Below are 12,879 nucleotides of genomic sequence, written 5' to 3'. Positions count from 1 at the left end.
TCCCGATGTCATTCCCGCGAACGCGGGAATCCAGTGACGTAGAGCATTATGATCGACATCGCCTGGATTCCCGCGTTCGCGGGAATGACACGTTAAGACAAGAGCTTCAGTCCGCGCCAGCGCCGGGCTTGAGCAGGTCCAGCACCGCCGCTGTCGTCGCGATCGTGCCGGTGATCACCGCCGGTTCTGGCGTGATCTTGAACAGCGGCGAGTGGTGCGAGGGGACGGGGGGACCGCCGGCCTTGGCCGCGTCGAGATCGGCCTGGGGCGTGCCGCCGACCGCGAAGAAATAGCCGGGCACCTTCAGATCGGGCTGGACGTAGAAAGCGAAATCCTCGGCGCCCATGCCCATCTGTTCGAACGGCGCGAGATTCTGCGCGCCGAAGGTGTCGACCATCACCGCGTTCATCCGCTTGGCGAGGGGGCCGTCGTTGATCGTCGTCGGCGTGCCTTCGCTCGCCTTGACGATGGGCAGCTTGTCTTCGGGCACGCCGTTGGTGCGGGCCACGCCGATCGCGACGCGTTCGATCGCCTTGAGCAGGAAGGCGCGCGTCTCCTCGTCATTGGCGCGCACCGTCAGTTGCAGGTCGGCGCGGTCGGAGATGATGTTGTGCTTGGTGCCGGCATGGAAGGCGCCGACGGTGATCAATCCGGGCGCCAGCGGCTGGCGCTCGCGGCTGATGATGCCCTGCAGCGCCACCACGATCTGCGAACCGATATAGACGGGATCCTTGCCGGCATGCGGCGATGCGCCGTGCGCGCCGACGCCGCGCACGGTGATGTCGACGCTGTCGGCGGAGGAATATTGGATGCCTTCGGATGCGCTGACCTTGCCGGCGCCCAGCGCGGACGAGACGTGGAAGCCCACCGCATAATCGGGCTTGGGGAAACGGGTGTAGAGGCCGTCCGCCAGCATCGCGCGCGCACCGCCCACGCGTTCCTCGGCGGGCTGGACGATGAACACCACCGTGCCCTTCCAGCGATCCTTCATCGCGGCCAGCCGCCGGGCGGTGCCGACGAGCGAGGTGATGTGCACGTCATGCCCGCAGGCGTGCATCACCGGCGATTCGACGCCGTCGATGCCGACCTGACGCGCCTTGGAGGCATTGGGCAGGCCCGACTTCTCCTCGACCGGAAGGCCGTCCATATCGGCACGTACCATCACCACCGGGCCGTCGCCATTCTTGAGGATGGCGACCACGCCGGTGCCGCCGACATTCTCGGTCACCACCATGCCCGAAACGGCCTTCAATTCCTTCGCCATGCGAGCGGCGGTCTTGGTCTCCTTGAAGCTCAGTTCGGGATTGCGGTGGAAATTGTCCCACAGCGCACCGAGCGATGCCTGATAATCCTGGCGAACCGCAGCTGCATAATCGGGCTCGGCCAAAGCGGGCGTGGCGGTGACGAGCGCAAGCGCGGCGGCGGACAGGAAAAAGCGCATCAGTGGAGGACCCCCGTTTCGAATGATCGTTGAAGCTTTAAGCAGCTTGCGGGGGTGAGGGAAACCCGGTTTGCTTGCCTATGCGCGATCTCGAGGACGCCGACATCACCGGAATCGGTTGGTTCAAGCGCGAATATCGGCTTGCCTCCCGGTTCTAAGAGTCTGTTTGGAAATGTGCGGAAGAGCACATTTCCAGAGCCGCACCGCCCTCCACAGGCATTCCAACGATGCTTCGCATCGCCGGAACCTTGGCCTGTTCCGCCCGCTCCCCCACCCGGCCTCCCACAAGATACTGCCGTTGGGAGGCCGGGTGGGGGAGCGGGCCGGTGCGGCAATGCGCCATCGGCGCATTTTCCAAACAGACTCTAAAGCTGGTCGCTGGTCATCCGGAAGATCGTGGTGTGCGGCTTGTATTCGGCCATCTTCGCCAGCAGCCCGTCGAGCGTGTCGTCGACGATCAGGATGCCGCGATGCTGCGGGCGGACGAAGCCGACCTCCGCCATATGTTCGGCGAAGGCGATCAGATGGTCGTAATAGCCCGCGATGTTGAGCAGCCCGACCGGCTTCTCATGATAGCCGAGCTGCGCCCAGCTCACCGCTTCCCACAATTCGTCCATCGTGCCGACCCCGCCGGGGATCGAGATGAAACCGTCCGACAGGTCGGTGAAGAGCTGCTTGCGCTGGTGCATGGTCTGCACGGTGTGGAGCGCGGTGCAGCCGCAATGCGCGACCTCCGCGTTCACCAGCGCGTCGGGGATCACGCCGATCACCTCGCCGCCCGCCTCCAGCGCGGCGTCCGCCACCGCGCCCATCAACCCCAGCCGGCCGCCGCCATAGACGACGCCGATGCCGCGCTGGGCGAGCGTACGGCCCACCATGCGGGCGGATTCGATATAGACGGGATCGGTTGGCGTGGCCGAGCCGCAATAAATGGCAAGGCGATTCATCGTCTGTCCTCCAGCATCAGCGCCGCGGTCGCCTTCGCGCTGCCGACGACGCCGGGAATGCCCGCGCCCGGATGCGTGCCGGCGCCCACGAAATAGAGATTGGATATCGCATCGTCGCGATTGTGCGTCCGGAACCACGCGCTCTGCGTCAGGATCGGTTCCAGGCTGAAGGCGCTGCCGAGATGGGCGTTCAGGTCGCGCCCGAAATCGGTGGGCGTGTAGCGGAAGCTGGTGACGATCCGCTCATGGATATCGGGGATCAGCCGGCGGCCGATCTCGTCCAGGATGCGCTTTTCCAGGATCGGGCCGATCTCGTTCCAGTCCACCGGCAGCTTGCCCATGTGCGGCACGGGGGCAAGCGCGTAGAAGGTCGAATGCCCCTCGGGCGCCATCGACGGATCGGTGACGGTGGGATGGTGCAGATAGAGCGAGAAATCGCGCGGCAGCACCCCGGTGTCGTAGATGTCGGTCAGCAGGCCGCGATAGCGCGGGCCGAACAGGATCATGTGGTGGGGAATGCCCGGCCACGCGCCCTTGATGCCGAAATGGACGAGGAACAGCGAGGGGGACCAGCGCTTCTTCGCCAGCGCCCCGGCGACGCGCTCGCCGCGCTTGTTTTGCGGCAGCAGATCGCGATAGCTGTGCATGACGTCGGCATTGCTGGCCACCGCGTCGACATCGATGCGCCAGCCGCTTTCCGTCGTCACCCCGCTCGCGCGGTCGCCCACCGTATCGATCCGGCGGACGGGATCGCCCAGGCGCAGCGTGCCGCCCAGCCGTTCGAAATGCGTGACCATCGCCGCGACCAGCCGGTTGGTGCCGCCCTGCGCGAACCAGACGCCGCCGTCTTTCTCCAGCTTGTGGATCAGCGCGTAGATCGCGCTCGTCGTCATCGGATTGCCGCCCACCAGCAGCGTGTGGAAACTCAGCGCCTCGCGCAGCTTCTCGTTCTTCACGAAGCTGGAAACCATCGAATAGACCGATCGCCACGCCTGATATTTCATCAGCGCGGGCGACGCCTTCACCATCGACGCGAAATCGAGGAACGCCACGCTGCCCAGCTTCTCATAGCCTTCGCGATAGACGCCGGCGGCATATTCGCTGAAGCGGGCATAGCCCTCCACGTCATGCGGATCGAGCCGGGCGATCTCCTTGCGCAGGTCGTTCTCGTCGTTCGAATAGTCGAAATTGGTGCCGTCGGGCCAGTTGAGCCGGTAGAAGGGCTTGACCGGGGTCAACGTCACGTCCGCCGCCATGTCGTGACCGGACAGCGCCCATAGCTCCTTCAGGCAGGCCGGGTCGGTGATCACCGTCGGCCCCGCGTCGAAGGTGAAGCCGTCCTTCCGCCAGGAATAGGCGCGCCCGCCGGGCTGGTCGCGCGCCTCGATCACGGTGGTGGCGATCCCCGCCGATTGCAGGCGGATGGCGAGCGCGAGGCCGCCGAAACCCGCGCCGATGACCGCCGCGGTCCTCATCGCCGCTTCTTCGCGGGCTTGCGAATCGCGGTGAGCGCGCGGCCGATGGGAACCGGCGGCTTGCCCATCAGGATGCGCGCCTTGTCCATCGCGGTGGAACGGCCGGCATAGAAGCGCGCGATCAGCCCCGGATCGAGGCGATAGAAATGCTCAAGCACCTTGTAGCGCTCGGCGGGCTCGGCGGCATGGAACAGCATCCTGTTCAACATGCGATAGAAGCCGCGATCCTCCCAGGCCTTTTTCGCGAATTCATGCACCGCGTCGTGCAGCGCCGCGCCGTCGAGCCGGGGCAGCCCGGCGACCAGCGCGGCCGTGCGCACCGCATCGGGCAGCGAATAGCCGGTGGTGGGGTGGAACAGCGCGGCGCGCACGCCCGCCTTCGCCACCTGCTGCCCGCCAGAGGCCCAATAGGCGTCGAAATCGCCGCCCATGCAGACGGGCAGCACGCCGATCTCCTCGCGCGCGACATGCTGCACCCGCCAGCCCCGGCCGGTGGCGTAGTCGGAAATGCGCTGGCGGCAGGCATCGGCATCCAGATCGGGCGAGTCGCTGTAATAGGTGTCCTCGACGAACATGCGCTCGATCTCGAACGGCAGGCTGTAGACGAAGCGATAGCCGTCGATCTGCGGCACCGTCGCGTCCATTACCATCGGCATGTCCTGCCCGTGCGGCGCGTCGAGCACCAGTTCGCGGCCGACGAATTTCTGCCAGCCGAGATCGAGCAGGTTCAGATCCGCCGCCCCGCGCGCGTCGATCACGCCCGTCGCCTTGATGCGGGTGCCGCCCGTGATCACCACGCTGGCGCGGGTGAGGGATGCGACGCGCCGCCCCGTCATCACCGAACGCCTGGGCAGGGTGGCGCGGACGTGGCGGTCCAGATCCTCGGACAGGATCGAATAATAGCCGCCCGAAAGCGCGCGCGCATGGTCCGGAAAGGCGACGCGATGGCCCTGCCACATATGGCGGACGAGCGGCGCGACCAGCCAGCGATCCTCGGGCGCGACATCCTCGGCGAAGAACGACCAGACATGGTCGCCGCCCAGCACGTCGCTTTCCTCGATCAGGCGCACGTCGAGCCCCGGCCGCCGGGCACGCAGGGCGAGGGCGATCAGCGATCCGGCCAGTCCGCCGCCGACGATCGCGATGTCACAGATAATCTTGCTCGGCATTGTCGCATGCCACCTACAGAAGGGGGTGGCGCGCGCAAGGGGGGAAGATGGGGAACGATCGGATCAAACGCCCCGCTCGTCTTGGCTGGCGGGCATTAGGGCCGTAAAGCCGTCCCCGTGACCGTCGCAATCGCCATCGCGCTTTCCGCGCTCGCCATGACGCTGATCGTCGGCGTGCGCTACCTGCTGGCCAGCGGCGGCTTCGCGCTGGCCACGCGGATCCGGCATCCGGGGCTGTACCGGGGGCTGGACGGGCAGATGCGGCGCGAGATCGCCTGGTCGCTCGCCAGCGCCGCCATCTACGGCGTGCCCGCCGGCATCGTCGCCTGGGGCTGGCAGAATCGCGGCTGGACGCGGATCTATACCGACGCGGCGGCCTTCCCACTCTGGTATTTGCCGTTTTCGCTGCTGCTCTACCTGTTCGCGCACGACACCTGGTTCTACTGGACGCATCGCTGGATGCACCGGCCGGGGCCGTTCCGCATCGCCCATGCCGTCCATCACGCCAGCCGCCCGCCCACGGCCTGGGCGGCGATGAGCTTCCATCCCTGGGAAGCGCTGACCGGCGCGGTCGTGATTCCCGCGCTGGTCTTCGCAATTCCCATCCATGTCGCCGTGCTCGCGCTTGTGCTGACGATCATGACGGTTATGGGGGTGACCAATCACATGGGGTGGGAAATCTTTCCGCGGTTCATCCATGGCGGTCCGTTGGGGCGCTGGCTGATCACGGCGAGCCATCACCAGCGGCATCATGCCGAATACAGGTGCAATTATGGGCTCTATTTCCGGTTCTGGGATCGGCTGTGCGGGACGGACAAGGGCCTGGGTCGCTTCGATCTGGCGCCCGGCGGCGGCGGGCGCGGCGCTGCTGGCGCTGCCGGGGGCGACGGCCCAGCCGGGATCGCTTGACCTCCGCTTCGAAGGCTTGCGATCGACCAAGGGGATCATCCGCATCTGCCTGACCACCAATCCGGCGGGCTTCCCCGATTGTTCGAAGGACAAGAGCGCGATCACCCGTTCGGCGCCCGCCAATGGCGGCGCGGTGCAGTTCGGCGATCTGCCGCGCGGCGCCTATGTGGTGGCGGTGATTCATGACGAGAACGGCAATTCCAAACTCGATACCTTCGCGGGCATTCCGAAGGAGGGCGTCGGCTTTTCGCGCAATCCGCGCCTGATGTTCGGCCCGCCCAGCTTCGCCTCCGCCAGCTTCGCGGTCGATGGCGCGCCCGTCACCCAGGTCATACGGATGAAATATTTCCTGTGACCGCCTCCGCAACCAATTGAGCTTGCGGACCGTTTTGCTTCCCGGAGTCTACAGGGAGGTTTTCCGGATGATCGATCGCGCAGTCGGACGGGTGCGGTGCGCATCCCTTGTCGGCGTTTCGGCGCTGCTGCTGGTCGCGGCCCCGTCCTTGGCGCAATCATCCGGGCAGGCGCCGCCGCCGCCCGAGAATGACGATACGCTGACGATCGGCGCGGGTGTCGGCTATATGCCCTCCTATGAGGGATCGGACGATTATGTGCTGATCCCCGCCGCCGCCGTGCGCGGCAAGGTGGCGGGCCATAATTTCTACTCGCGCGGCACCCAGTTCTATTTCGACGCCATTCCCGAAGGGCCGGGCAACAGCCTGGACATCTCGCTCGGGCCGGTGGCGGCGGTGCGCCTCAACCGGACGCGCCGGATCAAGGACCCGCAGGTGCGCGCGCTCGGCAAGCTCGACACCGCGATCGAGGTCGGCGCCTTCGCGGGCATCGCCAAGACCGGCGTGATCACCAGCGATTACGATACCCTGTCGTTCCGCGTCGCCTATCTGCGCGACGTGACCGATACGCATGACAGCTATGTGCTTTCGCCGACGATCGAATATGGCACGCCGCTCAGCCCGACCACCTATGTCGGCCTGTCGCTGTCGGCGGAACGGGTGGGGGACGGCTATGCCCGCACCTATTTCGGCGTGACCCCGGCGGGCGCCGCCGCCAGCGGCCTGCCCGCCTATACGCCCGACGGCGGCTGGAAGAATGTCAGCGTCGGCCTGCTCGGCAGCGTCTCGCTCTCGGGCGATCTGCGCAAGGGCTGGGCCTTGTTCGCGGTGGGCAATTATTCGAAGCTGCTCGGCGACTTCAAGCGCAGCCCGGTCGTGAGCGTAGCGGGCAATTCCAACCAGTGGCTGGGCGCGATCGGAATCGGCTACACTTTCTAGAAAATTGCGGCGGATTGCGGTGGCTTGAGCGGGAATCCGGTTCACATCCGGCACGATTCTGCGGTATTCAACACGCGGATATCCTTCTGGAGGACCGATTGGACGGCACGAATCCCGACGCCGGAAATTCGGCAGAACCGGGCGACGGCCAATCCCGTGAGCCCCGGACGAGCCGATTGCTGGCCTGCGACATGCGGCTCCAGGACGGAGCCGTTTTGCGGATTCGCGTGCGCAACATCTCGGCGGGCGGGCTTGGCGGCCGCGCGGACGCGCCGGTCGATGCGTGGCAGCCGGTGGAGGTGATGTTGCCGGGGATCGGCGCGGTCGCGGGCAAGATCGCCTGGGTGCGGCAGGATCAGTTCGGCGTGCAGTTCGATCGCCCGATCGATCCCGCCAAGGCGCTGGTCACATCCGCCCAGCCGCAGAAGAGCGGCCATGTCGTGCCGCCGATCTACCAGCCGGGCAGCGATTATCGCCGCCCGGGCCTGCGGCCTCGCTGATAAGGGGGACCAACTAGCGCCTGGCGCGCTTCTTGGGATCGGGCTTCTTCACCGGGCGCGGCTGGTATCGGCCCCAGAAATCGTCGCCCCACAACGCGTGGGCGGCCGACTGGAGCGATGCGGGATAATCGGCGAGCGAGCGGCGCTCGCTGCTGTTGGAACTCGGCATGACGTGCCTCCTTGCGCGCCCCTGTGGGGCCGCTTCATGAAACGGGGATGACAATGGGGAACAGGCCGCGCTCAGGCGGCGCTGCTACACGTCGAACCGCACATCATGATCTCTGTCATCGTGACCTCCTCATACGGTCCACGAGGACAGCCCCTTCACGCAGGGGGCCGCGCATCGTGCGCTTTAGCCGTTGGTGACGCGGAGCAAGCTGACCAATCAAAAGCCGCGGGTCCGGATGGGATCGGCCGGACCGCCGATGACGCATATCTAGCGCGATCACGGTTCGGCGCCAGAAACCGATTCTTGGCCGCGACGTAGTTTTGCCGTTGGGAACTTTTCCCGGCCCGTGCGTTGCCCCGTCATGGAAAAAGGCGCCGAAAACCGACCGGATGCCCCGGCGGCGCCGCCGGGCGAGGGGAGCGGGGAGCCACCGCGCGAGGCGCGGCGCAGCCGGCTGCTCGCCTGCGACATGCGGCTGGCCGATGGTCGCGTGGTGAAGACGCGGATCCGCAACATCTCGTCGGGCGGCATGGGCGGGCGCACCGACGCGGCGGTGGAACCGTGGCAGCGCGTCGAGATGAACCTGCCGGGCATCGGCACGGTCGCCGGGCGGATCGCCTGGGTGCGCCAGGGCCAGTTCGGCGTGGAGTTCACCGATCCGATCGATCCGGCCGACGTGACGGCGTCGCCGGGCGCGGCGCGGTCCGGCCATGTCGTTCCGCACCGCTTCCAGCCCGCGACCGACTTTCGCCGGCCGGGGCTGCGTTCGCGTATCTGAGGAAAGCGCGAAAGAGCGCTGTCCTGAAGACGGCGCTCTAGCCCGCCTTTTCGTCGAGCATCTTGATGATGCCGGAGAAATCGAGCCCGCCCTGGCCGGCTTCGGTGAAGGCTTCGTAGAGTTCGCGCGCGCGCTTGCCCATCGGCACCTGCGCGCCCGCGCTTTCGGCGGCTTCCATCGCCAGCCGCAGATCCTTGAGCATCAGCGCAGCCGCGAAGCCGCCCTGATAATCATTGTCGGCGGGCGATTGCGGGCCGACGCCGGGGACGGGGCAATAGCTGGTCATCGACCAGCTCTGGCCCGACGCCTTGGACGAGATGTCGTAGAAGGTCTGCGGATCCAGCCCCAGCTTCTGCGCGAGCAGGAACGCCTCGCAGGTGGAAACCATCTGCGCGCCCAGGATCATGTTGTTGACGATCTTGGCCGCCTGGCCCGCGCCGTTCGCGCCGGCATGGATCACCGCCTTGCCCATCTTCGCCAGGATCGGTTCGGCGCGGCCGAACGCCTCGGCGGACCCGCCGACCATGAAGGTGAGCGTGCCGCCATTCGCCGCCGCGATGCCGCCGGAAACCGGCGCGTCGACCGCGACCAGGCCCTTGGCGGCGGCGGCCGCCGCCACGCGCTTGGCGGTGTCGACGTCGATCGTCGAACAGTCGAGCAGCAGCGTGCCGGGCGCGGCATTGCCGAAGATCGCGTCTTCATACACCTGTTCGACATGCTTGCCGGCGGGCAGCATCGTCACGATGGCCTCGGCGCCCTCGGCCGCCGCCGCCGCGCTGTCGACGGGCAGGCAGCCCGCCGCCTTCGCGCGTTCCAGCGCCTCGGCCGAAAGGTCGAACGCGCGGACGTCATGTCCGGCCTTCGCCAGGTTCGCGGCCATGCCGCCGCCCATATTGCCCAGGCCGATAAAGCCGATGCGTGCCATGATGATCTCTCCAGTTCCGATACCTATGCCAGGGTGCAGGGATGCTGACGCATCCGCACCCTGGAATGCTCAAACGCCGCGCGGGCTTGACCGGGATGCGCCGAGTCGAACTCAGCGCATCCCGCTATTACTTGCCGGTCCACTTGCCGGGGCGCTTCTCGACGAACGCCGCCATGCCTTCCTTCTGGTCCTCGGTGCCGAACAGGCCGTGGAACAGGCGGCGCTCGAACTGCACGCCCTGCACCAGCGTCGTCTCGAACGCGGCGTTGACCATCTCCTTGTTGGCCTTCACCGCCAGCGGCGCCATCTCGGCGATCGTCGTCGCGGTCTTCACCGCGTCCTCGACCAGCTCGGCCACCGGCACGATCCGCGCGACCAGGCCCGAACGCTCGGCTTCCTCGGCGCCCATCATCCGCCCGGTCAGGCACATCTCCATCGCCTTGGCCTTGCCCACCGCGCGCGGCAGGCGCTGCGATCCGCCCATGCCGGGGGTGACGCCCAGCTTGATCTCCGGCTGGCCGAACTTGGCATTGTCGCCCGCCAGGATGAAGTCGCACATCATCGCCAGTTCGCAGCCGCCGCCCAGCGCATAGCCGGCCACCGCCGCGATCACGGGCTTGCGCGTCGCGGTGACGCGATCATAGCCCGCGAAGAAATTGCTGCCGTACATGTCGGCGAAGCCCTGGCCCGACATCTCCTTGATGTCCGCGCCCGCCGCGAACGCCTTTTCGCTGCCGGTCAGCACCGCGCAGCCCTGGCTCGCATCGGCGTCGAACGCCTCCAGCGCGGCGATCAGATCGGCCAGCACCTGGCTGTTGAGCGCGTTGAGCGCCTGGGGCCGGTTGAGCGTGATCAGCGTCACCGGGCCGCGCGTTTCGACGAGCAGGGTTTCGTAGTTCGCCATTCTAGCTTTCCTTCTCTTCCTTTTCTTCCGTCATCCCAGCGAAAGCCGGGATCCATACGATGTCGATGTCACTGCCATCGCATGGGCTCCAGCTTTCGCTGGAGCGACATTGAACCATGTTTGGAACCTTATGCGGGCGTCCATGCCTCGTCGGCGGGCAGGGGCGCGAAGATCGTGTCGAGCATATGGTCGGTCACGCCCTCCGGCGTGTCCGGGTTCCATTTCGGCGCATTGTCCTTGTCGATGATGACGGCGCGCACGCCTTCCAGGAAATCGTGGCGCTGCACGACATGGCAGCCCACCGCATATTCCTGGCGCATCTCGTCGGCGAAATCCTGCATGCCGGCGCCTTCGCGCAGCAGGCGGAGGGAGACCTTCATCGTCTGGGGCGACTTGGTCTTGAGCGTCGCCAGTTCCTTCGCCGCCCATTCGCCGTCATCGGCTTCGAGCGCGGCATAGATGTCCTCCAGCCGGTCCGACGCGAACAGCCGGTCGATCTGGGCGCGGCTGTCCTCGATCCGCGCGGGCGGCGGCGCGACGGCGAGCTGGCCCAATATGCCGTCGATCCGCTGGGGATCGGCGGCGATGCGCGCCTTGGCCTCCTCCAGCGCCTCGGCGGGCAGATAATGGGTGGCGATGCCCAGGGCGAGGCATTCCGCGCCGTCGAGCCGCGCGCCGGTCAGCGCCAGGAACTGGCCGGTGCGGCCGGGCAGGCGCGAGAGATGCCAGCCGCCGCCGACATCGGGGAACAGGCCGATGCCCGTTTCCGGCATGGCGAAGCGCGTATTCTCGGTCGCGATACGATAACGGCACGGCATGGCGATGCCGACGCCGCCGCCCATGGTGATGCCGTCCATGAAGGCGACCGTCGGCTTGGCATAGGTGAACAGCCGGTGGTTCATGCGATATTCGGTGTGGAAGAAGTGGCGCGCCTCCGCGCCGTCCTTCGCGCCCGATTCCGCGAGCATGCGGATGTCGCCGCCCGCGCAGAAGCCCCGGCCCTCGGCATGGTCGAACATCACGATCTCGACCTCCGCGTCGCCGCGCCACGCCTCCAGCGTTTCCAGGATGCCCGTGCACATCGCGGTGGTGAGCGCATGGATCGCCTTGGGCCGGTTGAGCGATATGCGCCCGGCCTTGCCCGCGTTGCCGATGATGAGTTCGCTGGTCATGAAAGTGATCCTCAAGCTGGAACGGGTTACTGGCGGGAACGGGTTACTGGCGGGTCAGGTCGCGCCCGACGATCATCCGCATGATCTGGTTGGTGCCTTCCAGGATCGAATGCACGCGCAGATCGCGCCAGAAGCGCTCGATCGGATAATCCTGCAGATAGCCATAGCCGCCATGAAGCTGGAGCGCATCATTGACCACTTTCGATCCGGTGTCGGTGGCGAAACGCTTCGCCATCGCGGCGAAGCGCGTCTTGTCCGGCGCGCCCGCCGTCACCTTGGCGGCGGCGGTGTAGAGCAGCGCGCGCGCCGCCTCCAGCTCGGTCGCCATGTCCGCCAGCATGAACTGGGTGTTCTGGAACTCGGCGATCGGCTGGCCGAACTGCTTGCGTTCCTTGGTGTAGTTGACGCTCTCGTCCAGGCAGCGCTGCGCGCCGCCCAGCGAGCAGGCGCCGATGTTGAGCCGGCCGCCGTCGAGCCCCATCATCGCGATGCGGAAGCCTTCGCCCTCGCCGCCGACGCGATTTTCCACCGGCACGCGCACGCCGTCGAAATTCACCTGCGCGGTCGGCTGCGAATGCCAGCCCAGCTTCTTCTCGTTGGCGCCGAAGCTGACGCCGTCCATGTCCTTTTCGATCACCAGGCACGAAATGCCCTTGGGGCCGTCCTCGCCGGTGCGGACCATGGTGACATAGACCTCGTTCTCGCCGCCGCCGGAAATGAACGCCTTGGATCCGGTGACGACATAATGATCGCCGTCGCGCACCGCCTTGGTCTTGAGCGCGGCCGCGTCCGATCCGGAGCCCGGCTCGGTCAGGCAATAGGACGCGATCCGGTCCATGGTGACCAGATCGGGCAGATATTTGCTCTTCACCGTCTGGCTGCCGAACCGGTCGATCATCCAGGCCGCCATGTTGTGGATCGAGATGAAGGCGCTGGTGGACGGGCAGCCATAGGCCATCGCCTCCATGATCAGCGCGGCTTCCAGCCGGCCAAGGCCGATGCCGCCCATCTCCTCGGACACATAGATCGCGCCGAAGCCGAGATCGGCCGCCGCCTTGATCGTGTCGCGCGGGAAGATGTGCTTCTCGTCCCATTCCGCCGCATGGGGCGTGATCGCGTCGGCGGTGAACTTGCGCGCCAGATCCTGGATCTCGCGCTGGTCGTCGCTCAGGTCGAACTGGGTGGTCATGGCTTCGGC

14 protein-coding genes are annotated in these 12,879 nt (G+C 66.7%); 5 read left to right on the top strand and 9 right to left on the bottom strand.

Annotated features, from left to right (window positions below):
- Positions 1 to 106 precede the first annotated feature (106 nt).
- The 4 genes from K7G82_RS15810 to crtY form a co-directional block, all read right to left on the bottom strand.
- Complete coding sequence (locus tag K7G82_RS15810) at positions 107 to 1,441, bottom strand: M20 metallopeptidase family protein (protein WP_222990880.1); 1,335 nt, start codon at positions 1,439 to 1,441, stop codon at positions 107 to 109.
- A gap of 365 nt (positions 1,442 to 1,806) precedes the next feature.
- A complete protein-coding gene (locus K7G82_RS15805; protein ID WP_222990879.1) occupies positions 1,807 to 2,388 on the bottom strand; it encodes an LOG family protein in 582 nt (193 codons plus the stop codon).
- Positions 2,385 to 3,863: a phytoene desaturase gene (locus tag K7G82_RS15800; protein WP_222990878.1), complete on the bottom strand. Its 1,479-nt coding sequence runs from the start codon at positions 3,861 to 3,863 to the stop codon at positions 2,385 to 2,387. Before K7G82_RS15800 ends, K7G82_RS15805 begins: the two co-directional genes overlap by 4 nt.
- Positions 3,860 to 5,032, bottom strand: a complete 1,173-nt coding sequence (gene crtY, locus K7G82_RS15795; RefSeq protein WP_222990877.1) for a lycopene beta-cyclase CrtY — start codon at positions 5,030 to 5,032, stop codon at positions 3,860 to 3,862. The genes K7G82_RS15800 and crtY overlap by 4 nt, the downstream gene beginning before the upstream one ends.
- 156 nt (positions 5,033 to 5,188) lie before the next feature.
- Between crtY and K7G82_RS15790 the strand changes: the two genes are divergently transcribed.
- From K7G82_RS15790 to K7G82_RS15775, 4 genes are all read left to right on the top strand, one after another.
- Positions 5,189 to 5,941, top strand: a complete 753-nt coding sequence (locus K7G82_RS15790) for a sterol desaturase family protein (RefSeq protein ID WP_222990901.1) — start codon at positions 5,189 to 5,191, stop codon at positions 5,939 to 5,941.
- Positions 5,868 to 6,296, top strand: coding sequence for a DUF2141 domain-containing protein (locus K7G82_RS15785; protein ID WP_222990902.1), 429 nt, complete (start codon positions 5,868 to 5,870; stop codon positions 6,294 to 6,296). The genes K7G82_RS15790 and K7G82_RS15785 overlap by 74 nt, the downstream gene beginning before the upstream one ends.
- Before the next feature lie 67 nt (positions 6,297 to 6,363).
- A complete protein-coding gene (locus tag K7G82_RS15780) occupies positions 6,364 to 7,233 on the top strand; it encodes a MipA/OmpV family protein (protein WP_222990876.1) in 870 nt (289 codons plus the stop codon).
- Positions 7,197 to 7,733, top strand: coding sequence for a PilZ domain-containing protein (locus K7G82_RS15775; protein ID WP_343228588.1), 537 nt, complete (start codon positions 7,197 to 7,199; stop codon positions 7,731 to 7,733). The genes K7G82_RS15780 and K7G82_RS15775 overlap by 37 nt, the downstream gene beginning before the upstream one ends.
- Positions 7,734 to 7,746: 13 nt before the next feature.
- On the opposite strand, the gene K7G82_RS15770 is transcribed toward K7G82_RS15775, so the two are convergent.
- Positions 7,747 to 7,902, bottom strand: coding sequence for a hypothetical protein (locus tag K7G82_RS15770; RefSeq protein ID WP_222990874.1), 156 nt, complete (start codon positions 7,900 to 7,902; stop codon positions 7,747 to 7,749).
- 361 nt (positions 7,903 to 8,263) lie between these two features.
- Here K7G82_RS15770 and K7G82_RS15765 point away from each other — a divergent pair, with 361 nt between their 5' ends.
- On the top strand, positions 8,264 to 8,680 hold the full coding sequence (locus K7G82_RS15765; protein ID WP_222990873.1) for a PilZ domain-containing protein: 417 nt from the start codon (positions 8,264 to 8,266) through the stop codon (positions 8,678 to 8,680).
- Between the two features lie 37 nt (positions 8,681 to 8,717).
- Here K7G82_RS15765 and mmsB read toward each other — a convergent pair whose 3' ends face one another.
- The 4 genes from mmsB to K7G82_RS15745 form a co-directional block, all read right to left on the bottom strand.
- Positions 8,718 to 9,605, bottom strand: a complete 888-nt coding sequence (mmsB, locus tag K7G82_RS15760; protein ID WP_222990872.1) for a 3-hydroxyisobutyrate dehydrogenase — start codon at positions 9,603 to 9,605, stop codon at positions 8,718 to 8,720.
- 127 nt (positions 9,606 to 9,732) lie between these two features.
- Complete coding sequence (locus tag K7G82_RS15755) at positions 9,733 to 10,509, bottom strand: enoyl-CoA hydratase (protein WP_222990871.1); 777 nt, start codon at positions 10,507 to 10,509, stop codon at positions 9,733 to 9,735.
- 128 nt (positions 10,510 to 10,637) lie between these two features.
- Positions 10,638 to 11,681, bottom strand: a complete 1,044-nt coding sequence (locus K7G82_RS15750; RefSeq protein WP_222990870.1) for an enoyl-CoA hydratase/isomerase family protein — start codon at positions 11,679 to 11,681, stop codon at positions 10,638 to 10,640.
- Positions 11,682 to 11,724: 43 nt separating this feature from the next.
- A complete protein-coding gene (locus K7G82_RS15745; RefSeq protein ID WP_222990869.1) occupies positions 11,725 to 12,870 on the bottom strand; it encodes an acyl-CoA dehydrogenase family protein in 1,146 nt (381 codons plus the stop codon).
- Positions 12,871 to 12,879 lie beyond the last annotated feature (9 nt).

The organism is Sphingomonas colocasiae, assembly GCF_019880585.1.
In the GTDB taxonomy this organism is placed as follows: domain Bacteria; phylum Pseudomonadota; class Alphaproteobacteria; order Sphingomonadales; family Sphingomonadaceae; genus Sphingobium_A; species Sphingobium_A colocasiae.
The sequence above is the reverse complement of the archived record's forward strand: the minus strand, read 5'-3'. Positions and strand labels throughout refer to the sequence as shown.